This window comes from Streptomyces sp. NPDC006687 (assembly GCF_040636215.1).
Classification (GTDB): Bacteria; Actinomycetota; Actinomycetes; order Streptomycetales; family Streptomycetaceae; genus Streptomyces.
On sequence record NZ_JBEYJJ010000003.1, the window covers coordinates 434658 to 457501 of the forward strand.

Below are 22844 nucleotides of genomic sequence, written 5' to 3' on the forward strand. Positions count from 1 at the left end.
GGTCTTCACACCGGGGTGGGCGCAGCCGCCAGGCCGCGGTGAGCGCGGGGTGAGCCCGCGGTGAGCGCTCCCCGGCAAGCTCCGGGACATGACGAACCTCAAGGTACTGATCTCCGGCGCCTCCGTCGCCGGCCCCGCGCTCGCCTACTGGCTCCACCGGCACGGCTTCCAGGCCACCATCGTGGAGCGCGCCCCCGCCCTCCGTGACGGCGGCTACGCCGTCGACTTCCGCGGCGAGGCCCACCTGACGGTCCTGCGCCGCATGGGCATCCTGGCCGACCTCGAAAGGGCCCGGACCGGCACGGGCTCGATGTCGTACGTCAACAGCGCGGGCAAGCCGCAGGCCAAGCTGCCCGCTGACCTGTTCGCCGGGGACATCGAGGTGCTCCGCGGCGACCTGGCCCGGATCCTCTACGACGCGACCAAGGAGCACACCGAGTACGTCTTCGGCGACTCCGTCACCTCGCTCACCGAAGACGCCCACGGCGTGCACGTGAGCTTCGAACGCGGCGCCCCGCGCCGGTTCGACCTGGTGATCGGAGCCGACGGGCTGCACTCCAACACCCGCCGCCTGACGTTCGGGCCCGAGGAACAGTTCGTCAGACACCTCGGCGTGAACTGCGCGATCTTCACCACCGCCAACCATCTCGGACTCGACCACACCGGGCACGCCTATCGCACCGCGGGCCGGCTCGTCGCCATGTACAGCGCCCGTCACAACACCCAGGCCAAGGCCGTCTTCTACTTCGCCTCCCCGCAACTGGACCTGGACCGCCGTGACGTGGCGCGGCAGCAGGCCGTCCTGGCCGAGACCTTCGCGGGCAACGGCTGGGAGAGCGACCGGCTCCTGCACGACATGCGCTACGCCCCCGACTTCTACTTCGATTCCGTCGGACAGGTCCACATGGACACCTGGTCCCGCGGCCGGGTCGCCCTGATCGGCGACGCCGCCCACTGCCCGTCCTCGCTGTCGGGCATGGGATCGGGGCTCGCCCTGGTCGGTGCCTACGTCCTGGCGGGCGAATTGGCCGCCGCGCACGGCGACCACCGCGTCGCCTTCGGCCGGTACGAGCAGGAGATGCGCGAGTACGCCGCGGGCTGCCAGAAGATGGGCGACGGCGTCGCCAAGCTCATGGTCCCCGGAAACCGCCTCGTAGCCACGCTCCTCAACCGCTACTACAAGGTCATGCCGTACCTGCCCGGCAAGGACATGGCCGCCAAGATCGCCCGCAAGGCCGCGGAGAACATCACCCTCCGCGACTACTGCGCCCTGGCCCGGCACGCGTAGTGCTCCGTCAGGTGGTGTCGTGGGGCTGAAGGCCCAGGGCCTGGTAGAGGGTCAGGCCCCGGCAGGGGCTTTTGGCCGAAGACCGGGGACACCCTCGCCGTGAGCTGCTCGGGCAGGCACTCTTCCGGGGGATTGACCTGCTGGTTCGCCGCCAACCGGACACGCGGCCCGGTACATCTGATGGCGCGGGAGACCATCACGTCGATCCGGAGGCCCACGTGCACTTTCAGCGATCCGTCGTACGGCGAACCATCGCGGTGGCCATCGCGTCAGGGCTGGCACTCCTGGTGCCCGTGCCTGCCACGGCTGCCCCGAAGCCGCCGCCGCAGCAGAGGGAATACGCCTACATCAGCAGCCTCGACGGCCACGTGTACCCGATCGACACGAGTAGCAACGAGGTCCGGGAGATCGGGGCCACCGCCGTCGGCGGCGGCCCCGACCAGGTGGCGATCACCCCCGACAACACCCGTCTCTACGTGACCAACGCCTTCAGGTACGTGTCGGCGATCAACATCGCCAAGCGGAGCGTCACGGACATCCTGTACGACAAGGACGAGCTCTCCCCCGACAGCCTCTACGGGGAAGCGATGGCCCCGGACGGCAAGCACGTCTACGTGGCCGTCCAGAACCCCTTCGACGGGGACAAGGTGTCGGTGATCGACACCGCCACCAACCAAGCCTCCGCCACCATCAAGGTCAGCAGGCCCGACCAGGTGGCGATCGATCCCGGCGGCAAGCGCCTCTACGTGGCCGACAGCAAGGGCAGCCTGTACGTGATCGACACCGCCGACAACCAGCTCGTCGCCACCATCCGCCTCAACGAAGCGGCCAACGGCATGGCGATCAGCCCCGACGGCAAGCGCCTCTACGCGACCGGCGACAGCGGTGACGTCTCGGTCATCAACCTTGCGAAGCAGAAGATCGTCCGCACCATCACCGGCGCCGGCACGGGCGGGCTGGCGATCAGCCCCAACGGCAAGCGGGCCTACGTGGCCGGGGTCAACAACAAGATCATTCAGGGCAAGGTGTCCGTGGTCAACCTGAAGACCAACAAGGTCATCAAGACCATCCCGATCGGCGACATCCCGCCGTCCACCGGGTCGGGCAGGTACTTCCGTCCGTCGAAGGTGGGCCTCACCCCCGACGGGAAGAGCGCCTATGTGGTCGGCTCCTACGGCAAGGCGACACCCCAGGGGACGGTGTTCGCCATCAACACCGCGACCGGCGCGGCTACCCCCATCACCGTCGGCGCCAACGACACCATGGGGGTAGCCGTCGGCCGACTGTGACGGCCTAGTCGTCGTCGATGGCCTCGTCGTCGCGGAACCGGCGCCAGATCCGGGTGCGGTGAAGTACGTAGAGTGCCCCGAGCAGGAAGACCGCCTGGAGGCCCACGGCGAGCAGCCAGAAGATGGCCTGGCTCTCCAACTCGTCGGACAGGTAGGCGAAGTTCATGCCGAAGAACCCGGTGACGAAGCTGAGCGGCAGGAAGATCGTCGAAACGACAGCCAGCCGGTTGATCACGGCGTTCTGCTCACCCGACACCAGGGAGGAATAGGTGCCGAAACCGCGCCGGGCCGCTTCCTGGAGCGCCTCGATCTCTGCGAGTACCAGCCGCGACGTGCGCTGGTACTCGCGGGCGAGCCGCTGGCGCTCCTCCGGGAAGCTGCGGTTCAGGATCCTGCGCGTCAAGAACTCCTCCGCCGCCTGGTGGTAGGGGAGCAGCGAGTGGTGCAGCAGCGCCGCGGCCCGGCGCAGCCGCGCCAGGCGGTAGAGCTGCTCCGCCTCCCGCTGCCGGAACATCGCGTCCTCCAGGTCTTCCACCTCCAGGAGCGCTTGGACGGCGGAGCGCCGGTAGGTTTCCAACGCCTCGCCGAGCAGCAGGAACAGCGTGGAGACGGCATCGGGGGGCCGCTCGTGCGCGAAGCGGGCGACGCAGCGCTCCACCATGCCGGCCGGCCCCCGGTGCACCACGACCACGTACCGCTCGGTGGCGACGACATGCAGGTGGACCACCCGGTCCGCCTCCATGGCGGGCACCACGAAGGCGGCGGCGTCGCCGAGGAACTCAGCGCGGGCGGTCTGCCCCTGCCGGCCCAGCCAGGGCAGGTCCGTGCCCTGCAGGCCCAGCAGATCCGCGACCTGCCGCTCGCCGGGTTCCGCCTCCTCGGGCAGCTCGGCGTACACGAACAGGAAACTGGATGCGGCGAGGCGATCACGGGCCTCCTCGGGCCGGGTGCGCCGTACGGAGCCCTCGGGCATCGACACCACCGAAACGATCATGGCCTCACCGTTCCAGGACCTCTCGGGATCGGCTGTGTTCCGCACCCGCGGCGGACGGGCGGGGGCCTGGTGGCCGCGGAGGCCGGATACACGGCCCGGCCCGCGGCGGACCGCGCTCCTGCCCGGAACCGCAGGCCGGGAGCCCGGCGCCGAGGGGCCGGAAGACCGTACCCGCGCGAACGGTCAGCCGTTGAGGATGCGCGCCTTCTGCGCGGCGAACTCCTCATCGGTGAGGATGCCCTGCTCCTTGAGCTCCGCGAGCTGCTTGAGCTGGCCGATCTTGTCGTCTATGCCGACGGCGGCGGGGGCGGGGGGCGGCGGTTGCTGCTGCGCCGCGGGAGCCTGCGCGTAGGGGTCCTGGGCTTCGGCCTGCTGGGCCTGCCAGCGGCCCGCCTGGCGGCGGCTGACACGGTTGGAGACGGCCGTGGCCGTTCCGGCGACGACGGCGGTGCGTGCGACGCCGCGGAGTAGTCCGGGCATGGTTGCCTGCCTTGGTCGGGGCGGATGGGGGAACGGGGGAGGGGATCAGCCAGCCTTTTCCAGCGCGTCGAGCGCGTCGAGCAGGTCCTGGACCGGCACGCGCCCGCTCGCGATCATCCTGGCGTCGGCGCGGCGCAGAGCGGCGGCCAGGGGCGCGGCCCACAGGTTCTCGTAGAGGAGCACGGCGGCGGAATCCCCGGGATGGAGGAGGGACCCGGCCTCGGTGATCTCGTCGTCGCCGAGCAGCCCCGAGGAGGCCCCTTCGAAGACGGTGAGGTCGGGCCGGCCGTCGCCCGTCACATCGGCGAGTTCCAGACCGCGCACCGTGCCGTCCTCGTCCTTCATGAAGAAGGCCAGGTCGAGGATCCGGATGATGCCGCGGTCGACCAGGTCGACCAGCAGGGGCAGCCCCTCACCGGTCAGATGGCTGCCGGGGAACTCGACCACCAGGTAGTCGATGGGGCCCAGTTCGCGGGCCGGGTCGGTGGTTTCTGTGGTCACGTCGTCCACTCCTGTCACAAGCCTGGAACGGTCAGGGCCCCTCACACAGCCACGAGCGTAGGCACGGCGCGGGGACGGGGGATCACCCCCGGCGGGTGAGGTCGCGTCATCGACTGCCCGGCGGCGACGTCGCTGGGTCTTCCTCCCGTGCCCGTGAGGTGGACGTGGTGGGGGCCGTCATTCGTGGGCGATGACGGCGACGGGGGCGGCCGCGTGGTGCAGGACCGCGTGGGCGACCGAGCCCAGGTGCACGCCGAGGGGGGAGCGGCGCAGGTGCCGGCCGATGACGACCAGCTGTGCCCCCTGGCCCGCCGGGACGAGCCGCTCGGCGGCAGACCCCCTGAACACCGTCTGGTCGACGGCGACGTCGGGGAACTTGTGCCGCCACGGAAGGAGCGTGTCGTCCAGCATGTGGGTGACGCTCCTGCCGATGTCCCGCTCGTCGTCGGGATCGGCGAAAGGGGCGTAGGTGTAGACGGGCGGCAGTTTCCAGCCGTGGACGGCCCGCAGCGGGCAGTCGCGGCGGTCCGCTTCCTCGAAGGCGAAGGCGAGGACCCGGTCGCAGGCTTCGTGGATGTCGACACCCACGACGATCTCCCGGGTCGTGCCGGTGCCCGGGCCGTCCGGGTCGTCGGCGGTGCGGACGAGGACGACCGGTGTGGCGGTCGCGACCAGGGTGGACATCGCCACCGAGCCGACGACGAACCCGACCAGCCCGCCCAGGCCCCGTGAGCCCAGTACCAGCAGGTCGGCGTCGGCCGCCTCCGCCGCCAGGGCGGCCGCGGGCCGGGCCGACAGGGCCCTGGTGGTGACGTCCAGGCGCGGATGTCGTCTGCGGAGTTCTCCGGAGGTCTCGGCCAGTGTCCGGTCCGCCCAGCGCTCGGCGTCCTGAGGTCCGACGCCGGGGAGCACCGGGTCCAGGAGCCAGTCGACGGCATGGACCAGACGCAGCGGCACCTGGCGCAGGACGGCCTCCTGCGCGGCCCACCGGGCGGCCGCCCGGCTCTCGGCGGAGCCGTCGACTCCGACGATCACGTGCGTGTTCATGACTTCGGGCTCCTTAGCGGGATCCTGACAGCCGTTCCGGGGGGAACGGAGACGACCTCGTCGGTCATGAGGTCCGCCACCTCGATGTGGTTCATGGGGCCCTCCCGCTCCGCCGTGCCGGCGGTGGGCGTGGCCGGTTTCCGCTGTGCTCTTCACCATCCGCCGTGGCGAAGGGTGCTTCGAGGGCCGAACGGCCCCGTCCGGGGACCGGTAGGGCCACCCAGCTGTCGGCTGGGCGGGACCGAGCCGCCCGATGGGGACCTTTGGCCCCCCAGGCGGCCCCTGACGGCCCTCTCGCGGGCACTCCGCAGGGGCCAGCGTCAGTGGTGAGACCCGTCGGCTTCTCGGTTGGGAGGAACCGTGGAAAGCACCATCCGTACCCCGGACACCAGCTCCGTCATCGTCGGCGTCGACGGCTCGGCGCAGGCGCGCGAGGCCGCCCTGTGGGCCGCGGGAGAGGCCGCGCGCCGAGGCCGCCCCCTGCACATCGTCCACGGTGCCGACACGGACGGCAGGGCGCTGTACTTGTCGGCGGAGACCGTCGAGAGGGCTCGTGCCGCGGGCCGGGAACTCCTCGACGACACCGAGAAGGCCGTGGTCGCCGAGTACCCCGGTCTGCATGTGACCACCGAGTTCAGCCGCGCGGACGCCGTCACCAGCCTCCACCGGGCCGGTGGCCTTCACGGCACGGTCGTCGTGGGCAACCGCGGCCTGGGCGGATTCAACACCCTCATGCTCGGCTCCGTCGGCCTCGACACGGCGGCGACCGCCAAGACCCCGGTCATCGTGGTCCGTGGCACTGAAGAGGGAGAAGAGCGCGGCACCGTCCTCGTCGCCGTCCGCGACGAGCACGACCTGGCGTGCGCCCGCTACGCGGCCCGGGAAGCCGAGCTGCGCAAGGCTTCGCTGCGGTTGCTGCACGTGTGGAACCTGCTGCGGTCCGTCGGCACGGTGGCGCCCATGCTCGACGGCGTGGACGAGATCGCCGCCCGGCACGAGGAGCCCTTGCGGACCGTCACGTACACGATCCGCGAGGAGTTCCCGGACCTGACCGTCGCCGGCGACGCGGAGAAGGGCGTGTCCGTGGCCGGAGTCCTGGTCGAGGCGTCCCGCCACGCCGACCTGCTGGTGATGGGCGGTCGCCGTCCCCCCACCCCGCTCGGACTCGGCCGCAACCTGGGCATGGCCGCACACAGCCTGCTGCACCACGCCCACTGCCCGGTCCTGCTCATCCCCAGGCTCGGCAGCGACTTCGGGAGCACGACATGACCGCCGCATGGGAGCAGGCCCATGACATCGTCGTCGGCGTCGACCCGGTCCGGGACTGGCACCTCGCGGTGGCCTGGGCCGCCGACGAGGCCCATCGGCGCCGGCTGCCGCTGCGCCTGGTCCTGGCGGTCCCGCCGCAGCACGACGTGCAGCACATCGACGACACGCCGCAGCAGGCGGCCCTGCGCCACGGTGGCGCGGACAGGCTGGACCAGGTCGCGAGCTGGGTCCGCGACCGGCACCCGGAAGTCACCGTCGGCACGGACCTGCTCGGTGGCTTCCCCGCCCACGTCCTCGTGGCACAGGCCCGGTCCGCCCGTCTGGTCGTCCTGGGCTCCCGGCACCTGGGCCGGGCGGCCGAGTTCTTCAGCGCCGGCTCGACCGTGGTCCCGGTGGCCGCGCAGGCCGCCTGCCCGGTCGTCGCCGTGGGCGAAGCCGAGCACGTCACCCAGCAGCCCGCCTACCTCGTCGTCGGAGTCGACGGCAGCGCGGCCACCACCGACGCCCTGACCCTCGCTTTCGACGAGGCCGACCGGCGCGGTGCCGCCCTGCGGGTCATCTGCGTGTGGCAGCCGCCGCTGTTCCTGCTCAACGACGAGGAGGTCGCTCTGAAAGCCCAGAGGTTCCTGCTGAGCGAGGCCACGGCCGGTCTGGCGGACAAGTACCCCGACGTACACGTCACCCACGAGGTCCTCACCGGCCACCCCGTCGAGGAACTCGCCCGAGCCGCCGAGCACGCCCTCGCCCTGGTGGTGGGGCGCCGTGGCCGGGGCGGCTACACCGGCATGCGCCTGGGTTCCGTCGCCCATGGCCTCCTGCACCGGGCCCACTGCCCGGTGGTCACCGTCCCCACCGGCTGAGCCGGCGATGACCAGCCGCGCGGCAGACCTACCGGCCCCACCCGCCCGGTAGGGGCGCAACGAGGTGGCGCCACCGCGCCCCACCGCCCACACCAAGACCTGATCATGAACACCTGCGGATCCGGATACCGCTCCGGCTCCCATGCCGAGCTCGTCGTCGCCCCGCACCACGCGGACGGGACCCCTCCTTACTGAACGGGACACCCGCCCCCGGCCGGTACTACCGTGAAGGCGTGGTCCTCTCACCGAGGACACCGGCCGGAGGTGGGCTATGAGCACGGACGCCGGATCTGCCGGATCCGGAGCGCGCGTGCCACGGTTGCGGCTGGACGAGCTGCTCGACGAGCTCCAGGTGCGGATCGACGAGGTCCGTGGCACGCGGGACCGCCTGAACGGCCTCCTGGAAGCAGTCATGTCCGTCGGCAGGGAACTGGATCTGCCGCAGGTCCTGCGCGGCATCGTCGAGGCCGCCGTCGTCCTCGTGGACGCCGAGTACGGAGCCCTGGGAGTGATCGGCGACGACAAGCGGCTCGCCGAGTTCCTCCCCGTCGGCATCAGCGACGAGATCCGCGCCCAGATCGGCGACCTGCCCTCCGGCCACGGCATCCTCGGCGAGCTCATCCGGCACCCGGAGCCCCTGCGCCTCTCCGAGCTGTCCGAGCACCCCGCCTCGTACGGCTTCCCCGACCACCACCCGCCGATGCGCTCCTTCCTGGGCGTCCCCATCCGGGTCCGCGAGGAGGTGTTCGGCAACCTCTACCTGACCGAGAAGCGCGGCGGCGTCGACTTCGACGCCGAGGACGAGGCGGTGTTGTCCACCCTCGCCGTGGCCGCCGGCATCGCCATCGAGAACGCCCGGCTCTTCGAGGAGGTACGGCTGCGCGAGCGCTGGCTGGCCGCCAGTTCCGACATCACCAGCGCCCTTCTCTCCGGCACCCCGCAGCAGGAGGTACTCGGCGGCATGCTGGAGCGTGCCAAGGACATCACGGGCGCCGACATGGGCGTCTTCTACCTCCTCGGCCCCGGCGGGGAACTACGCGGCTCCCTCGCGCTCGGCGAGGGTTCGGAGCGGCACCGCGGCATCGTCCTGCCCAGCACCGCGGGAACCCTGGCCGAAGCCGCCCTGGCCCGGGACGGCCTGGTCACCGTCACTGACGTGGCCTCCGACGCAAGTGTCACCGTCCAGCCCGAACGCTGGCAGGGCTTCGGGCCCGCCGTCGCCGTCACGGTCGGTACCAAGGAGAAGCTCAGCGGCGTCCTGATGCTGGCCCGTCGGCAGGGCCGTCCGGTGTTCGCCCCTGCGGAGGTCGCCGCGCTGCCGGGCTTCGCCGGCCAGGCGGCCCTGGCCCTGGAACTGGCCGACCGCCGCCGGGACGCCGAGCAGATGAGCCTGCTGGAGGACCACGACCGCATCGGCCGCGACCTGCACGACCTGGCCATCCAGCGCCTCTTCGCCACCGGAATGACCCTCCAGAGCGCCCAGCGCTTCGTCGACCACCCCGAGGCGTCCGAACGACTCGCCCGCGCCGTCGACGACCTCGACGCCACGATCAAGATCATCCGCTCCACCATTTTCGGACTGCGCGACCATGATGCCCCCCGCAGGGGCTCGAAGCTCCGCTCCCGTGCCGTCCAGACCCTGGACCAGGCCGCCGCCGGCCTCGGCTTCGCCCCCGCCCTGCGGATGGAGGGCCTGATCGACACCGACGTACCGCCTGCCGTCGCCGACGAGGCCCTGGCCGTCCTCGGCGAAGCACTGACCAACGTCGCCCGCCATGCGGGGGCCGCTCACGTGGACGTCCTGATCGCCGCGGCCGACGGCATCCTCACCGTCGCGGTGACGGACGACGGCGCCGGCCTGCCCGACGGCGGTCGCCGCAGCGGACTGCGCAACCTCACCGAACGGGCGCAGAAACTGGGCGGGCAGATGACCGTTGCGTCGCGGGGGCCGGCGGAGCGCGGCACCCGCCTGGAGTGGAGGGTGCCCCTCGTCCCCGCGTAGACGTACGGCTCACGGCCGTGCACCGCCCGCCAGGTTCCGCGTGTGACGCTGGCGTTCAGCGCTCGGTGTGGCCTTGGCCGTGGTCGTGGACCTGAGCGGCGATGACGGCCGCCTGGACCCGTCGTTCCACGCCGAGCTTGCCCAGGAGCCGTGAGATGTGGTTCTTGACGGTCTTCTCGGACAGGTAGAGCTGCTTGGCGATCTGCCGGTTGGTGAGGCCGTCTCCGATGAGTTCCAGGACGGCCCGCTCGCGTTCCGTCAGAGCGGCCAGGCGGGCGTCCTGCGGTTCCCTGGCCGCTTCCGGGTCGCGTAGCGAGTGCATCAGACGCGCGGTCGTGGCCGGGTCCAGCATGGACTGTCCGGTGGCGACCGTTCGCACCGCGGAGACCAGGTCGGAGCCCTTGATCTGCTTCAGCACGTATCCGGACGCGCCGGCCATGATGGCGTCCAGCAGCGCCTCCTCGTCGTCGAAGGACGTCAGCATCAGGCAGAACAGGCCCGGCATGTGGGACCGCAGCTCCCGGCAGACGGTGATGCCGTCGCTGTCGGGCAGCCGCACGTCGAGCACGGCGACGTCCGGGCGCAGCGCCGGCCCGCGGGCCAGGGCCTGTTCGGCCGTGCCCGCCTCACCTACGACGGTGATGTCCGGCTCGGCGTCGAGTAGGTCCCGCAGTCCGCGGCGGACCACTTCGTGGTCGTCGAGGAGGAACACCTTGATCGGCGCAGCGCGGGAGGCATTCGGATCGTCGGACATGGTCGCGCCCCTCGGTCGGTCCGATCTGTGCGCTTTCTTTCGGATTATCCCAGGAGGAGGTGCAACGCACCCGTGGCCGGCGACGCGGGCCGCTGAGCTCGGTCCCTAGCGGTGCGAGCCCGGGTGGGCGGCGGCGGAGTACCCGTCGTGCCAGGCGGCCCGCGCGCCGGAGTCGCCGATCCGGTAGACCTGCACGGTGGTGCCCGCACCGATCAGCAAGGCCAGCACGATCGCCACCGCACGCACGGGTGTGGACGGGGTCCACCGGGCTGCCGTCGAGGCCGGGGTGGTGGCCGTGCCCCGGCGCTGTACCCACCAGACGGCAGTGGCCAGGACGAAGAGGGCCAGGACCCAGGGCAGGAGCCCGTCGCCGAGTTCGGCGTGGCGGCGGATCAGCGGATCGCGCTCGACGTGGTGCTCCAGCCATTCGCCCGCTTCCGTCGTCAGCGGAACGCTGACGAGGACCGCAAGGGCGAGGACCGGCAGCGCGAGGCCGATCCGGTGGGCGGCGCGGGGGAAGCAGGTGCACACGATCAGGGCGACGGCGGCCAGCGGGGCCAGGACCACGACGACGTGCACCAGCAGGATGTGCGCGGGGAGACCGTTGACCAGGTCGAGTCCCATGGTGCTCCTTCGGGGGGATGGGGGCAGGGCGGACGGGGATTCCGGACGTCAGCCTCACAGCCGAACCTCTGCGTACCTTCTGAAACGGGGCCCGCACACGCCCCCAGCGGCGATTCAGAGGAAACTCAAAGGTGGGGGGTGCGCAGCCGGGCCGCCCGCCGGGAGATGCTGGAGGGGCCATGGAAGAGCCCCGTACGACATCGCCCCCGCGCCGCCCGGACGGCGCCCCGGTCAGGATCCTCGTCGTGGACGACGAGCCCGATGTGACCGACGTCCTCGCCTCCGCGCTGACCGCCGAGGGCTGGGAGGTCCGCACCGCGGCGGACGGTGCGGCCGCAGTCGCCGCCGGCCTCGACTTCCGGCCCGACGCCGTGGTCCTCGACCGGATGCTGCCCGACCTCGACGGCGTGGAGGTGCTGCGGGCCCTGCGCCGGGACGCGCCCCGGGTGGGCGTGCTCTTCCTGACCGCCCGGGACGCCGTCGAGGACCGGATCGCCGGGATCACCGCGGGCGGCGACGACTACGTCACCAAGCCGTACAGCCTGGAGGAGGTCCTGGCCCGGCTGCGCGGCCTGCTGCGGCGGGCCGGGACACTCGCCGACGCGGACGGGGCACACCGGCTGACCGTCGGCGACCTCAGCATGGACGAGGAAGCCCGGGAGGTCACCCGGGGCGGGCTGGTGATCGGCCTGTCGCGGACCGAGTTCGAGCTGCTGCGCTTCCTGATGCGCAACCCGCGCCGAGTGCTGTCCAAGGCACAGATCCTTGACCGGGTGTGGGCCTACGACTTCGGCGGACGCGCCCACGTCGTCGAGCTGTACATCAGCTACCTGCGCAAGAAGATCGACGCGGGCCGAGCCCCGATGATCCACACGGTCCGCGGCATCGGGTACGTGCTGAAGCCGAACGGCACCCCGTGAAACGCTTCGCGCCCCGCACGCTGCGCGGTCAGCTCACCGCCGGGCTGGTCGCCCTCCTGGCCCTGGCCTGCCTGGCCGTCGGCGTCACCACCGCCATGGCCCTGCGGAGCTTCCTGACCGGGCGGCTGGACGAACAGCTCACCGCGTCCCAGGGCCGGTTCGCCGCCAGCCTGGAGCACGAGACCGAACCCGACGCCGACAACCGGCCCGACACCCGCGGCCAGGCCGACGGGACCTTCGGGGCGCGCCTGCTGAACGGCACCGTCACCCAGGCCGCCGTCGTCGACAACGCGGCCGACCGTCCTCTGGCCCTCACCCCCGACGACCGCCGCACCCTCGCCCGTATCCCCACTGACGGCCGCGGACACTCCCTCCGCCTCTCCGGCCCCGGCCGATACCGGGTCACGGCCGTGCGGGGCGACGACGGCGACGTCCTCGTGACCGGACTCCCCCTGCACCCGCTGGAAGAGACCGTCCACCGTGTCCAGGCGGTCGAGGCCGTCCTGTTCGGCACGGCCCTGGCACTCACCGGCGTCGCGGCCGCCGCCTGGGTACGGATCTCCCTGAGCCCTCTGCGACGGGTCACCGCCCGGGCCGCGGAGGTGGCGGAGCTGCCGCTCGCGAGCGGTGAGGTGGCCATGCCGAGCCCGCTGTCCGACACCGACCCCCGCACCGAGGTAGGCCAGGTGGGCAGCGCTCTCAACCGCATGCTCGGCCACGTGGAAAACGCCCTGGGCCGCCGCCACGCCAGTGAGGAGCGGCTTCGCCACTTCGCCGCCGACGCCAGCCACGAACTGCGCACCCCTGTCGCGAACATCCGCGGCCACGCCGAACTCGCCCTGCGCCACCGAGGTCCCGTACCCGGCGACGTCCGGCACGCCCTGGAACGCATCGAGGCGGAGTCGCAGCGCATGACCTCACTCGTCGACGACCTCCTCCTGCTCGCCCGCCTGGACGCCGGGCGGCCGCTCGAACGCGTGGCGGTCGACCTCACCCTGCTGGTCCTCGACGCGACGGCCGACGCCCGGGCTGCCGGCCCGGGCCACCACTGGCGTCTCGACCTCCCCGAGGAGCCGGTCGTCGTCACCGGTGACCCGCGCGGCCTGCAGCAGGCGGTCGGGAACCTCCTTGCCAACGCGCGCACGCACACGCCGCCCGGCACCGAGGTCACCGTCACCCTCGCCACCGGACCGGAGGGCGTGATCGTGACCGTGACGGATGACGGCACCGGAATCCCCGACGACCTTCAGCCCGAGGTCTTCGGCCGCTTCGTGCGGGCCGACCACTCCCGCTCCCGCGCGACCGGCAGCACCGGTCTCGGCCTCGCGATCGTCCACGCGGTCGCCGCGGCGCACGGCGGCACCGCCACGGTCACCAGCCGCCCCGGGCGCACCGAGTTCCGCCTGACGCTGCCCGTCGACAGCCCGGCGCCACCTTCCCCGGCTCGGTGAGGTAGGCGGGTGCGGCGGCGCCGAGAGCACGCCGCGACCGGCGCGTCGGGGTGGCCGGCGGTTGCCGACCGCGGCGTCTTGACGGGCGAGATAGTTAGGTGCCATATTAAGGGCATGACGAACGGCCGGACGGATCGCGAGGCGCCCACGCTGGAGCAGGCCAGGCAGCAGGTCAGGCGTTACGGTCTCGACGTCGACCCGCAGGCGGTGCTGGTCGCGGTGCGGCTGATCTCCGCCGGTGCGCGGGTCGGCCGGGCGGCCGAGGTGCACTTCTCCCGGTTCGGCCTGTCGACCGGGCGTTACCGGCTGCTCGCCGATCTGGAGGACTGCGGCGGGGAGAAGTCGCCGTCCCGGCTGGCGGCCGACCTCGATGTCTCCCGGGCCACGGTCACCGGCCTGGTGGACGGCCTGGAGCGGGACGGCCTGGTCGCTCGTCGCGCGTCCGTCGAGGACGGGCGCGGTGCGGTGGTCGTGCTCACCGCCCGTGGTGCGCAGCGCCTGCGCGAGATGGCGTCCGAGCACTTCGGGCGGCTGGAGGAGATGGTGGGCGGCCTCAGTGTCGAGGAGCGCGCGGTCTTCCTGGATCTGCTCGCCCGTGTGGTGCGGGGCAGTTCCGCCCTCACCGACGAGTAGCCCGGCCCGCGTCCGTCCTGGCTCCGCATCTCTGCGGGGCCTGTTTTCTCGCCCAGTAGTTAGCTTCCTAATTAGATTGGCCCAGGGGAGGGTTCGTATCCCCACCCCGGGTCGAGAGAGAGGCCGCATGACGTCAACAAGGCACGCTGTCGCCCCCGGCCGTGACGCGGACGCCCGTCCGTTCACGCTGTGGCGCGAAGTCCTGACCGCCTACGCCGCCCCGGCCCTGATGGCCGGCGCGGCCGGATTCGCCACCGGCCAGAGCGGACTGGTCCTGGCGGCGTTCACCTCCATAGCCGGCACCTCCGCCGTGGTGGCGTACCTGCTCGGCGCCTGGCTGCGGCACGGCGGACGCCCGCGGCGCTGGACCACCACCCTGCCGCGCCCGGTGCTGACGGGGCTGCTGGCGGCCGCCACGACCGCCGCAGCCGCCCTGCTGGGCTGGTTCGCCGCGGGCTGGCTGCCCGCCCACACCGCCGTTCCGGCGGGGAAGTGGCTGGACCGGCTCCGCCTGGACCTGCCGGTCTCCGCCGCCCTCGCCACCACCATCGTCACCCTGCGCTGGCGGGCCGCCATCGGCCGTTGGCGCGCCTGACCCGCACCGTCACCCCCCGACACCTGAGGAAAGGACGCACGATGATCACCGTCATGGGAGCCACCGGAGCCACCGGCAGGGCGCTGCTCCAGAGCCTGCGCACGCTCGGCGTGCCCGCCCGCGCGCTGACCCGCACCCCGCAGCGGATACGCGACGGCGCCGACGACCCGCTCGTCGAGGTCCGGTACGCCGACGCCACCGACCCCGGGTCGCTGCACGCCGCCTTCGAGGGGGCCACCCAGCTCTTCCTCGCGATGGCCAACGGCCCGGCACAGGTCGAACTCGAAATCCGGGCCGTCGACATCGCCGCAGCCGCCGGCGTCGGCCACATCGTCAAGATCTCCGCCCCCGCCGCCGAAGCCGACTCGCCCGTCGCCGTCTCCCGCGGGCACCACGCCGTCGAGGAGCACCTGCGCACCGCCGGCCCCGCCCACACGGTCCTGCGGCCCTACGCCTTCATGCAGAACCTGCTGCGCCTGGCCCCGGCTGTGGCGGCCCGGTCCGCGTTCCTCGGCGCCATGGGTGACGCGCCCTGCAACTACGTCGACTGCCGCGACATCGGCGACATCGCCGCCGCCGTGCTGACCGGGGCCGAGCTCGCCGGCGGCACGTACACCCTGACCGGCCCCGAAGCCGTCAGCCACCCCGGACTCGCGGACCGGCTGTCCGCGCTGACCGGTACGCGGGTCCGGTACGTCGACCTGCCCGCGCAGGAGCTGCGCGAGAGCCTGGTCCGCCACGTCGGGATGCCCGACTGGCTCGCCGACCACGTGACCGAGATCCAGCAACTGGCCCAAGCCCGCCCCGAACGTCCCACCGGCACGGTCGCGGACCTCCTGGGCCGCCCGCCCCGTACGCTGCACGCCTTCCTGCACGAGCACCGGGCGGACTTCCTTCGTTGACGACGGGGGCTGCCCTTCGCCCGGCGGCGGGCGACCAGCCGGCCGATGGCGCCGCCGGCCGGCAGCGTGACGGCCCGTACCAGCCGGAGCGCGAGCGTGACGGCCGGGATCCGGAGCCGGATGCTCACCGGGTCCGGGCGCCGTCTCCCGCGGTCGCCGCGCGATGACGGTGGGGACGTGTGCCGTCGAGAATCACATCCCTGCGGGGGCCGAAGTGCGGGCAGTGTCCGGTCTTCACGGCTCATTGTCCGTCGCTCGGGTGCCGGGGCGGATCCTGCTGCCGCCGGCTGTGCCGGACGGCGGCCGTGACGAGCCGGAACCCGAGGCCGAGGACGATCAGGTCGGCGACCATCTGCCCGGTGACCACCAGCCTCGCGGTCTGAGACTTGGCGGTGATGTCGCCGAAACCGACCGTGGTGAACACCGTGATGGCGAAGTACAGGCCGTCGGTGTGGGACAGGCGTCCTCCGAAGCTGCCCGGGGACAGCGCGGCCAGGACGACGTAGGCGGCGGCGAACAGCAGCAGGAAGAACGGCACGCTGAGGGCCAGGGCCTCGACCGCGCGGACGACCGGGATCGGCGATCGGATGATCGTGCGGATCTGGAGGCCGACCAGCACGACGAACGCGGCCAGCCCGGCGACCAGGATCGTGACAGCGAACCGTGTGGAGGAGGTGCGGTCCAGGGGAAGGGCGCAGTAGAGGGCCAGCAGCGCGGCGACCGACGCCATCACCCTCAGCACCAACCACGCGATCCTGCCGGGGGAGAGTCCGGGCACGGACCGGGCAGCGCGTGCTGTCGTGCGGCGGCCCCTCATGACCTGCGCCGCACCCTGCCCAGGGCGCCCCGGAACGACAGACCGTGCTCCGTCCACACCAGACCGAGTGCCGCTCCCAGGACCAGTACCACCCCGATCGCGATGAAGAAGGACATCAAGGCGAACACCGTCCCGATCGACCCGTATCTCTTGTTATAGCTGATGATCATGCTGGAGAAGATCACCGCGAACACCCCCATCATGCCCACCCAGCAGGTGCCGGTGGCGACGGCGCACGGCAGCAGCCTGCGCCAGGCCATCCTCCCGGCCAGCAGGAACCACATCGAGAACCAGAAGAAGCCGACGCTCAGCACGCTGTACAGGATCCAGAACAGCACCGGACCGGCCCCCTGCAGCCCCGGTCCCGCCGAGGAGACCGCGAACAGCGCGCCCACGACCAGCGCCAGCCACACGAGAGCCCGCACCGAGTCCGCCGCGCCCCTGGCCGGTATGGCGAACACCCGCTGGTACAACTGCTGCACGGCCTTCGCCCCGGCCAGACCGGCCAGGATGAAGAACACCCAGGACAGCCCGTTCACCGCGGCGGAAATGGCGGAGGAAGGGGCGAACAGCTTTCCGAGGTACGACGCGGCCTCTTGGTCGAGGCCCATGCGCTGCGAGAGGGACGACGCCGCCGACTGCCCGGCCAGAGCGGTCACGATCAGGAAGAACGGCACCACGCACAGCAGCAGCGTGGCGGCCAGCACCATGGCCTGGCTGATGAAGTCCACCGCGCCCAGCCGCTGCCACAGGGCATCGGCCCACGACCCGGTGAACTTCCCTCTGCCCCAGTCGGCCGTCCGCCGCACACGGCCGACGCCTCCCCGCGCCGCGAACCCACCGTCCGACGCCGGGGGACCGGCAGCCTCCGACGACCGCGCCCCCGGCCCGTCCCCCTCACTCTCCGGAGTTCTGCTCGACGCATTCATATCCCTCTCCCGGTGATGCGTTCACCCGGAGGTCGGCGATCGGCTCGGGCGCACGGATCCGAGACCCGGTACCCGGCGATCACACCGCCGGCGGCATACGTCCATCTCGATCGTCTCTCGCACCCGCCATCCGCGCAGCGCCACGCGGCACCTCACGTGCCGGCTCTCGGACTCGAATCAGACGTTACTGACCCGGTCGGGCGTCCGGCGCGAAAACGTACGCCATCCGTGCGCGACCGGCGGCCCCCGGCCCGCCACGCCCCGGCGGCCCCGCTGCCCCCTCCGCGCAGCCGCTTCCAGCGGCTGCCGCGAGGCGGATTTGACTGCCTCGGGGACTCTGCCAAGGTGGAAGGTGCCATGTCCGAATCCGGCGGGTTGGCCCGCGAAAGCGTTCCCGGGGGCCTGACACCGAACGGCGACCCTGTTCTCGCTGCCCGGTTCACGCTTCCTCATGTGCCCCAGACGTTCATCCGCAGGGCCCGCTTGGCGGAGACCCTCACCCGGGCCCTGACCGGTTCGGGCCGTCTCGTGCTGCTCAACGGGCCGGCGGGGGCGGGCAAGACCTTGTTGGCCGCGGACTGGGCCCGTACGGCGCTCCTGCCCGGCCCGATGACGTGGCTGACGGTCGAGTCCGGCGACAACACCCCGGGAATCTTCTGGGCCTATGTCCTGGAGGCACTGCGTCACCACGGAATCCCTCTGCCCGACGACCTGGCCGGCCCCGCTCGCCCGAGCGAGGTCGACGACTCGCTGCTGGCCCGGCTCGCCGCTCACCTGAACGGCCGGACCGACCCGGTGATCCTCGTCCTCGACGAGTTCGAACGGATCTCCGCGCCGGAAGTCGCCGACGAACTCCAGTTCGTCCTGCAGCACGCGGGGGCGGGGCTGCGTCTGCTCCTCATCAGCCGTACCGAGCCGCTGCTGCCGCTGCACCGGTACCGCGCCGCCGGCGAGCTGACGGAGATCCGCGCCGCCGACCTGGCGTTCCTGCCCGGGGAGACGGCCGAACTCGCGCGCCTGCACGGCCTGTCCCTGTCGGACGGGGGCGCTCACGCGCTGACCGGACGCACCGGCGGATGGGTCGCGGGGCTGCGCCTGTGCATCCTCGCGGCACAGGGGGCAGAGGACCCGGAGACCTTCCTGAAGGAATTCGAAACGGGGCAGACCACCGTTGCGGACTTCCTGCTGGCCGAGGTGCTGGAAACCCAGTCCGCCGCGAGCCAGGACCTGCTGCTGCGGACCAGCATCTGCGAGCGGATCCACCCCGGCCTGGCGAACGCCCTCACCGGACGGGACGATGCCGCTCCCGTCCTCGCGGAACTGCAGCGCGCGAACGCGTTCGTCGAGCCGACCAGCCACTCGTGGTACCGGCTGCATCCCCTCTTCGCCGAGATCCTGCGCGCTCACCTGAACACCAGGCACCCTGGGCTGGAGTGCGAACTGCACGGCACGGCCGCCCGATGGCTGAGCGACGCCGGCCTGGTCGCGGAGGCCCTGCCGCACGCCGCCGAAGCGGGGGACTGGGCCTTCGCAGCGGACCGGCTCGTGGACGACCTGGCGATCGGACAGCTCTTCACGGGGCTGAACGCGGACCGGCTCCGCGCGTTGTTCACCAGGATGGCGCCGGACACGCCCGGTCCCGCCGCCGGCCTGGTGCGCGCCGCCTGTGACCTGGCTCGCTGCGACGTCGAGCGGGGGATCGCCGACCTGGACCGTGCCGAGGCGCAGCTGCCACCGGTCGAATCACAGGACGCGTCGGCCGCCCACCTCAGCTGTGCGTTGCTGCGGGTGATGGCCGGCCTGCTGCTCGGCTCGGCGGACATGGTCGAGACCGCCGCCCGACGGGCCGAGGAGCTCGAGGAACGGGAGTCCCTCGAGGAGCGTCTGGAGGCGCATCCGGAGATGCGCGTACTCAGGTTCGCCGCTCTGGGATCGGCCCAGCTGTGGGCAGGCCGCTTCGACGCGGCCCGGGCGGCGCTGACCTCTGCGGTGGAGGCGTCTCACGGGCCCTCCACCGCCCTGACGCGGCACGATGCCCTGGGCCGGCTCGCCCTGATCGACTTCCTCGAAGGTTGGCCCGGCCGGGCCGAGGAGAAGGCCCGGCTGGCGATCGCCGAGGCGGAGCGGTTCGGCTTGCCGCCCTCGGGCCGTACCTCCCTCGGGCGGCTGGTGCTGGCGGCCGTCGACATCGAGCGCGACGATCTCGTCTCCGCCCGGGCCCGTCTCCACCAGGCACCCCCGTCGTCTCCTCCTACCCGTGACCCGGTCACCGCGTGGTGGTGGTCCGTCACGCGCGCACGGCTGCTGGTTGCCGGCGGCGACCCCGTCCAGGCCCTCCAGGTCCTCGACGACATGCGGGAGACGCTGTCAGGCACGTCACCGTCAGTCTGGGTGGACGGTCAGGTGGCGCTGGCCGCGGCCGCGGCCCATACGGCTGGGGGGCACCCGTGGTCAGCGGTCAAGGCGCTGGCCGAGTGGCAGGAGGCAGGGCCGCACTACGCGATCGCTTCAGCCCACGCCCGGCTGGCGGCCGGTGACGAAGAAGCGGCACGTGCGCTCCTCGACGCGTTGCCCGGCCCTGACGGCCACGGGCCGGCCGTCACGGTCCGGGCCCTGCTGGTGCGGGCGCAGGTGGCTCACACACTGGGTGACGAGGTCACGGCCCGGCACCTCATCGCCCGTGCCCTCACCGTCGCCCGGCCCGGGCGCCTGAGGCGGCCGTTCTCGGAGGCCGGCCCCTGGCTCGGGCACCTGCTCGGCAGCGGGTCCCTCCCGGGGCGTGACTGGCTGTCGAACGGTGCGGTGGCAAAGGCGCAGGCCGCGGACAGCGTGGGGGCCGGCCCTGCTCCGATGACCGAGCCGCTCAGTGACCGGGAACGCGAAGTCCTGGGCCAACTGGCCCAGATGATGTCCACGCAGGAAATCGCCGCACAGCTGTTCCTCTCCGTCAACACGGTCAAGACCCACTTGAAGAACATCTACCGCAAGCTCGCCGTGACCCGGCGTGGTGAGGCCGTGCGCCGGGCCCGGGAACTCCATCTGCTGTGACGGTCCCGGCGGCGCCCGGCCGAGGTCACCCGGTCGGGGTGATGCGCCGCTCGGCACGACAGCGCAGCATGAGGTACGCGGGGGCCTGGAGGGACTCCAGCTGCGAGGGATGCGTGTTCATGGAATACGAGTTCCGCATCGAGGGGCAGATGTCGAGGACGATGACCGACGCGTTCCCGGAGTTGGAGGGCTTCGTCGTGTCCGGACAGACCTTGCTCTTCGGTCAGGTCGTCGACGAGGCGCATCTCTACGGGCTGCTCGCGCGGTTCCAGTCGCTGGGCCTCCACGTGGTGGAGATGCGCAGGGCCGCTCTCTGACGGGACGTGAACCATCGGCGGTTGGATCTGCGGTGACAGCGGACCCGTGTGCGCCCCCCTCATACGGGCAGGGCGCGTTGTGCGACCGTTCGGGGCCGGCTTCCGCACGCGGGGCGCGTGATCAGCGCGGGCGGTCTGTCCCCGGCCCGGCAGTCCGGCCCTCGTGGGCATCGGCCGGTCGACGGTGCAGTCGAGGTCGCAGGCCGCCCCGGCCGGCAGACGGCTCGGCCGGCGCCGAACCGGCGCGGGTGACCCGGGGAGGTTCCCCCGCCCGGGTCCGCGGCGGGCCGACGACTGGTCCTGCCCCCGGGCACCGCGACTTCGAGCGGTGCCCGGGGGCAGGTCGGTGTGGTGGCGGCGTCAAGGTGGCGCGGGCGCCGCAGCTCTTCGGGGACCGAGGGAGCTTGCGCTCACCCTCTCACCGCCTCACCGCAGGCGGCCGCTTCGGCATGGTCCGTCAGAGCTCCCGCTGGGGGTCCCGCCGCACGACGCACAGGGCCCAGATGACGAAGGCGTACAGCGCGATCAGGATCATCGACCAGAACGGGTAGTACGGGATCGACAGGAAGTTCGCGATGATCAGCAGTCCCGCGATGGCGATACCGGCGACCCGGGCCCACGTGGCGCGGGAGAAGAGGCCGGCGCCGACGAGCAGGGCGATCACGCCGAAGATCAGGTGGATCCAGCCCCAGCTGGTCAGGTCGAACTGGAAGAGGTAGCGCGGGGTGGAGACGTAGATCTCGTCGTCTACGATCGCCATGATGCCGCGGAGGACGTTCAGGACGCCGGCGATGAGCAGCAGGACGCCGGCGAACGTCGTCAGTCCGCCCGCCGCCGCCTCGGCCGTGTCCGAGCGGTTGTGAGTCGTGGTCATGGGTTTTCCTCACTTCGTCGGTGAGACGCAGCGGCCAACGCTGCTCCTTCCAGCATGTGAGGCGGCCCGGCAGGAGTGATCACCCGCGGCGGGTGATGTCCGCGGGCCGGATCGCCCGTGCTCCGACATCCACGGCCCGGTGACTCCGTACGCCCGCTCCGTGAAACGGTGTGCCGCCCCAGGGCCCTGTCACCCGTGACGGGTGAGGCGAGACCGACTGTTCCCGGTGATAGTGATCAGCAGTACATCCACGCGGTGGACGTCGTACGCGACGCGGCCATGTGTCCGGCGATCGCTACGCCGACCACGAGGCACAGGTACGCGGCTGGTTCAGCTGGACTGAACGGGCGCGATGCCCACGGCCAAGGAACGAGCCGGAAGAAGGGAGCCGGAGATGGCCGGGAACGCGGACGGGGCGGAGGACGTCAACGCCCCTGACGAGTCGGACGCGCCCGTGTTCGACACTCTGGTCCAGATGACGCTCAACGCGTTCGAGCGATCCGGTCTGGACCCCGAGACGTACCTGCTGACCCGCATCGCGGCGCTGGTGGCCCTGGGAGCCTCCCCCGCCTCGTACCTGCTCAACGTCGGCGCCGCCGACGACATCGGCGTGCCCCCGGAAAAGGTCCGGGGCACCCTCGTGGCCATCGCCCCCGTGGTCGGCACCGCCCGCGTGGTGGCCGCCGCCGGCGGCATCGGTGAAGCCTTCGGGCTGCGCCTGTTGCCCGGCGGGGGAGAGGAAGAAGGAGCGGTGAAATGAATCTGGCCTACGACTACCCGGTCCTCGGAGCGTTCTGGACGGTCATGTGGATCTTCCTCTGGATCCTGTGGATCATCCTGCTCTTCCGGATCATCGTCGACATCTTCCGGGACGACACGCTCGGCGGGCTCGGCAAGACCGGATGGCTCATCTTCGTGGTGCTGCTGCCGTTCCTCGGCGTGTTCGTCTACGTCCTGGCCCGGGGCAAGAGCATGGGCAAGCGCGAGGTGACACACGCCCAGGCCCAGAAGCAGGCTTTCGACGAATACGTCCGGGAGGCCGCCGGCAGTGGGGCCGGGAGCGAGGCGGATCAACTCGCCAAGCTCTCCGAGATGCGCGCCAAGGGAGACATCACCGACGCCGAATTCCAGCGGGCCAAGGCGAAGATCCTCCACTGAGCGCCGGGAGGTCGCGCCGCGCCCCCGCCCCAGACCCCTACGTCGCTCACTCACTGGATCCCCTCCGCCATGCTCTGCGTGCTGTTCGTGCC

Annotated in this window: 23 protein-coding genes; 14 read left to right on the forward strand and 9 right to left on the reverse strand. The window is 71.9% G+C overall.

What is annotated here, in order from left to right; all coding sequences use genetic code 11:
• Positions 1 to 88 precede the first annotated feature (88 nt).
• Both ABZ716_RS06390 and ABZ716_RS06395 read left to right on the forward strand, forming a co-directional pair.
• Positions 89 to 1288, forward strand: coding sequence for an FAD-dependent monooxygenase (locus ABZ716_RS06390; protein WP_358957023.1), 1200 nt, complete (start codon positions 89 to 91; stop codon positions 1286 to 1288).
• A 218-nt stretch (positions 1289 to 1506) separates the two neighbouring features.
• Positions 1507 to 2577, forward strand: coding sequence for a YncE family protein (locus tag ABZ716_RS06395; protein ID WP_358957025.1), 1071 nt, complete (start codon positions 1507 to 1509; stop codon positions 2575 to 2577).
• Positions 2578 to 2581: 4 nt separating this feature from the next.
• Here the strand turns inward: ABZ716_RS06395 and ABZ716_RS06400 are convergent, their stop codons facing one another.
• The 4 genes from ABZ716_RS06400 to ABZ716_RS06415 all read right to left on the reverse strand — a co-directional run bounded on the left by ABZ716_RS06400 (position 2582) and on the right by ABZ716_RS06415 (position 5599).
• Entirely contained in the window at positions 2582 to 3571 is a 990-nt protein-coding gene (locus ABZ716_RS06400; RefSeq protein ID WP_358957028.1) for a CorA family divalent cation transporter, read from the reverse strand.
• 183 nt (positions 3572 to 3754) lie between these two features.
• Positions 3755 to 4051, reverse strand: a complete 297-nt coding sequence (locus ABZ716_RS06405) for an SHOCT domain-containing protein (protein ID WP_358812575.1) — start codon at positions 4049 to 4051, stop codon at positions 3755 to 3757.
• 45 nt (positions 4052 to 4096) lie between these two features.
• Positions 4097 to 4552: a DUF6325 family protein gene (locus ABZ716_RS06410; RefSeq protein WP_358812574.1), complete on the reverse strand. Its 456-nt coding sequence runs from the start codon at positions 4550 to 4552 to the stop codon at positions 4097 to 4099.
• 177 nt (positions 4553 to 4729) lie between these two features.
• Entirely contained in the window at positions 4730 to 5599 is an 870-nt protein-coding gene (locus ABZ716_RS06415; protein ID WP_358957031.1) for a universal stress protein, read from the reverse strand.
• 360 nt (positions 5600 to 5959) lie between these two features.
• On the opposite strand from ABZ716_RS06415, the gene ABZ716_RS06420 reads away from it, so the two are divergent.
• From ABZ716_RS06420 to ABZ716_RS06430, 3 genes are all read left to right on the forward strand, one after another.
• A complete protein-coding gene (locus ABZ716_RS06420) occupies positions 5960 to 6868 on the forward strand; it encodes a universal stress protein (protein ID WP_358957034.1) in 909 nt (302 codons plus the stop codon).
• Positions 6865 to 7728, forward strand: a complete 864-nt coding sequence (locus tag ABZ716_RS06425) for a universal stress protein (protein ID WP_358957036.1) — start codon at positions 6865 to 6867, stop codon at positions 7726 to 7728. The genes ABZ716_RS06420 and ABZ716_RS06425 overlap by 4 nt, the downstream gene beginning before the upstream one ends.
• Before the next feature lie 271 nt (positions 7729 to 7999).
• Positions 8000 to 9730, forward strand: a complete 1731-nt coding sequence (locus ABZ716_RS06430) for a GAF domain-containing protein (RefSeq protein ID WP_358957038.1) — start codon at positions 8000 to 8002, stop codon at positions 9728 to 9730.
• Positions 9731 to 9785: 55 nt separating this feature from the next.
• Here the strand turns inward: ABZ716_RS06430 and ABZ716_RS06435 are convergent, their stop codons facing one another.
• A complete protein-coding gene (locus tag ABZ716_RS06435) occupies positions 9786 to 10484 on the reverse strand; it encodes a response regulator transcription factor (RefSeq protein ID WP_358957041.1) in 699 nt (232 codons plus the stop codon).
• A gap of 105 nt (positions 10485 to 10589) precedes the next feature.
• On the reverse strand, positions 10590 to 11108 hold the full coding sequence (locus ABZ716_RS06440; protein WP_358957043.1) for a DUF2231 domain-containing protein: 519 nt from the start codon (positions 11106 to 11108) through the stop codon (positions 10590 to 10592).
• A gap of 179 nt (positions 11109 to 11287) precedes the next feature.
• On the opposite strand from ABZ716_RS06440, the gene ABZ716_RS06445 reads away from it, so the two are divergent.
• From ABZ716_RS06445 to ABZ716_RS06465, 5 genes are all read left to right on the forward strand, one after another.
• Entirely contained in the window at positions 11288 to 12028 is a 741-nt protein-coding gene (locus ABZ716_RS06445; RefSeq protein WP_358812567.1) for a response regulator transcription factor, read from the forward strand.
• Positions 12025 to 13479 carry a HAMP domain-containing sensor histidine kinase gene (locus ABZ716_RS06450; RefSeq protein ID WP_358957045.1) on the forward strand — a complete coding sequence of 485 codons (1455 nt, stop codon included), beginning with the start codon at positions 12025 to 12027 and terminating at the stop codon, positions 13477 to 13479. The genes ABZ716_RS06445 and ABZ716_RS06450 overlap by 4 nt, the downstream gene beginning before the upstream one ends.
• A 114-nt stretch (positions 13480 to 13593) precedes the next feature.
• Complete coding sequence (locus tag ABZ716_RS06455) at positions 13594 to 14112, forward strand: MarR family transcriptional regulator (RefSeq protein ID WP_358957047.1); 519 nt, start codon at positions 13594 to 13596, stop codon at positions 14110 to 14112.
• A 127-nt stretch (positions 14113 to 14239) separates the two neighbouring features.
• A complete protein-coding gene (locus tag ABZ716_RS06460) occupies positions 14240 to 14707 on the forward strand; it encodes a hypothetical protein (RefSeq protein WP_358957049.1) in 468 nt (155 codons plus the stop codon).
• 41 nt (positions 14708 to 14748) lie between these two features.
• Positions 14749 to 15609: an NmrA family NAD(P)-binding protein gene (locus ABZ716_RS06465; protein ID WP_358957052.1), complete on the forward strand. Its 861-nt coding sequence runs from the start codon at positions 14749 to 14751 to the stop codon at positions 15607 to 15609.
• Positions 15610 to 15850: 241 nt separating this feature from the next.
• On the opposite strand, the gene ABZ716_RS06470 is transcribed toward ABZ716_RS06465, so the two are convergent.
• Both ABZ716_RS06470 and ABZ716_RS06475 read right to left on the reverse strand, forming a co-directional pair.
• Complete coding sequence (locus ABZ716_RS06470) at positions 15851 to 16351, reverse strand: potassium channel family protein (protein WP_358812676.1); 501 nt, start codon at positions 16349 to 16351, stop codon at positions 15851 to 15853.
• Between the two features lie 71 nt (positions 16352 to 16422).
• A complete protein-coding gene (locus ABZ716_RS06475; RefSeq protein WP_358957055.1) occupies positions 16423 to 17235 on the reverse strand; it encodes a YhjD/YihY/BrkB family envelope integrity protein in 813 nt (270 codons plus the stop codon).
• A 573-nt stretch (positions 17236 to 17808) separates the two neighbouring features.
• Between ABZ716_RS06475 and ABZ716_RS06480 the strand changes: the two genes are divergently transcribed.
• Positions 17809 to 20403 carry a LuxR C-terminal-related transcriptional regulator gene (locus tag ABZ716_RS06480; protein ID WP_358957057.1) on the forward strand — a complete coding sequence of 865 codons (2595 nt, stop codon included), beginning with the start codon at positions 17809 to 17811 and terminating at the stop codon, positions 20401 to 20403.
• 119 nt (positions 20404 to 20522) lie between these two features.
• On the forward strand, positions 20523 to 20720 hold the full coding sequence (locus ABZ716_RS06485) for a hypothetical protein (protein WP_358812560.1): 198 nt from the start codon (positions 20523 to 20525) through the stop codon (positions 20718 to 20720).
• Positions 20721 to 21177: 457 nt separating this feature from the next.
• On the opposite strand, the gene ABZ716_RS06490 is transcribed toward ABZ716_RS06485, so the two are convergent.
• Positions 21178 to 21594 (reverse strand): hypothetical protein, encoded by a 417-nt coding sequence (locus ABZ716_RS06490; RefSeq protein ID WP_358812559.1) that lies wholly within the window; start codon positions 21592 to 21594, stop codon positions 21178 to 21180.
• A gap of 394 nt (positions 21595 to 21988) precedes the next feature.
• Between ABZ716_RS06490 and ABZ716_RS06495 the strand changes: the two genes are divergently transcribed.
• A complete protein-coding gene (locus ABZ716_RS06495; RefSeq protein ID WP_358812558.1) occupies positions 21989 to 22354 on the forward strand; it encodes a carboxymuconolactone decarboxylase family protein in 366 nt (121 codons plus the stop codon).
• Positions 22351 to 22752, forward strand: coding sequence for an SHOCT domain-containing protein (locus ABZ716_RS06500; protein WP_358957059.1), 402 nt, complete (start codon positions 22351 to 22353; stop codon positions 22750 to 22752). The genes ABZ716_RS06495 and ABZ716_RS06500 overlap by 4 nt, the downstream gene beginning before the upstream one ends.
• Positions 22753 to 22844 lie beyond the last annotated feature (92 nt).

What these genes read in the sequence shown, in the direction of transcription:
- ABZ716_RS06390 (WP_358957023.1), top strand. Translation starts at nt 89, where the DNA reads ATGACGAACCTCAAGGTACTGATCTCCGGCGCCTCCGTCGCCGGCCCC.
- ABZ716_RS06400 (WP_358957028.1), bottom strand. Translation starts at nt 3,571, where the DNA reads ATGATCGTTTCGGTGGTGTCGATGCCCGAGGGCTCCGTACGGCGCACC.
- ABZ716_RS06405 (WP_358812575.1), bottom strand. Translation starts at nt 4,051, where the DNA reads ATGCCCGGACTACTCCGCGGCGTCGCACGCACCGCCGTCGTCGCCGGA.
- ABZ716_RS06415 (WP_358957031.1), bottom strand. Translation starts at nt 5,599, where the DNA reads ATGAACACGCACGTGATCGTCGGAGTCGACGGCTCCGCCGAGAGCCGG.
- ABZ716_RS06425 (WP_358957036.1), top strand. Translation starts at nt 6,865, where the DNA reads ATGACCGCCGCATGGGAGCAGGCCCATGACATCGTCGTCGGCGTCGAC.
- ABZ716_RS06430 (WP_358957038.1), top strand. Translation starts at nt 8,000, where the DNA reads ATGAGCACGGACGCCGGATCTGCCGGATCCGGAGCGCGCGTGCCACGG.
- ABZ716_RS06435 (WP_358957041.1), bottom strand. Translation starts at nt 10,484, where the DNA reads ATGTCCGACGATCCGAATGCCTCCCGCGCTGCGCCGATCAAGGTGTTC.
- ABZ716_RS06440 (WP_358957043.1), bottom strand. Translation starts at nt 11,108, where the DNA reads ATGGGACTCGACCTGGTCAACGGTCTCCCCGCGCACATCCTGCTGGTG.
- ABZ716_RS06445 (WP_358812567.1), top strand. Translation starts at nt 11,288, where the DNA reads ATGGAAGAGCCCCGTACGACATCGCCCCCGCGCCGCCCGGACGGCGCC.
- ABZ716_RS06455 (WP_358957047.1), top strand. Translation starts at nt 13,594, where the DNA reads ATGACGAACGGCCGGACGGATCGCGAGGCGCCCACGCTGGAGCAGGCC.
- ABZ716_RS06460 (WP_358957049.1), top strand. Translation starts at nt 14,240, where the DNA reads ATGACGTCAACAAGGCACGCTGTCGCCCCCGGCCGTGACGCGGACGCC.
- ABZ716_RS06465 (WP_358957052.1), top strand. Translation starts at nt 14,749, where the DNA reads ATGATCACCGTCATGGGAGCCACCGGAGCCACCGGCAGGGCGCTGCTC.
- ABZ716_RS06485 (WP_358812560.1), top strand. Translation starts at nt 20,523, where the DNA reads ATGGAATACGAGTTCCGCATCGAGGGGCAGATGTCGAGGACGATGACC.
- ABZ716_RS06490 (WP_358812559.1), bottom strand. Translation starts at nt 21,594, where the DNA reads ATGACCACGACTCACAACCGCTCGGACACGGCCGAGGCGGCGGCGGGC.
- ABZ716_RS06495 (WP_358812558.1), top strand. Translation starts at nt 21,989, where the DNA reads ATGGCCGGGAACGCGGACGGGGCGGAGGACGTCAACGCCCCTGACGAG.
- ABZ716_RS06500 (WP_358957059.1), top strand. Translation starts at nt 22,351, where the DNA reads ATGAATCTGGCCTACGACTACCCGGTCCTCGGAGCGTTCTGGACGGTC.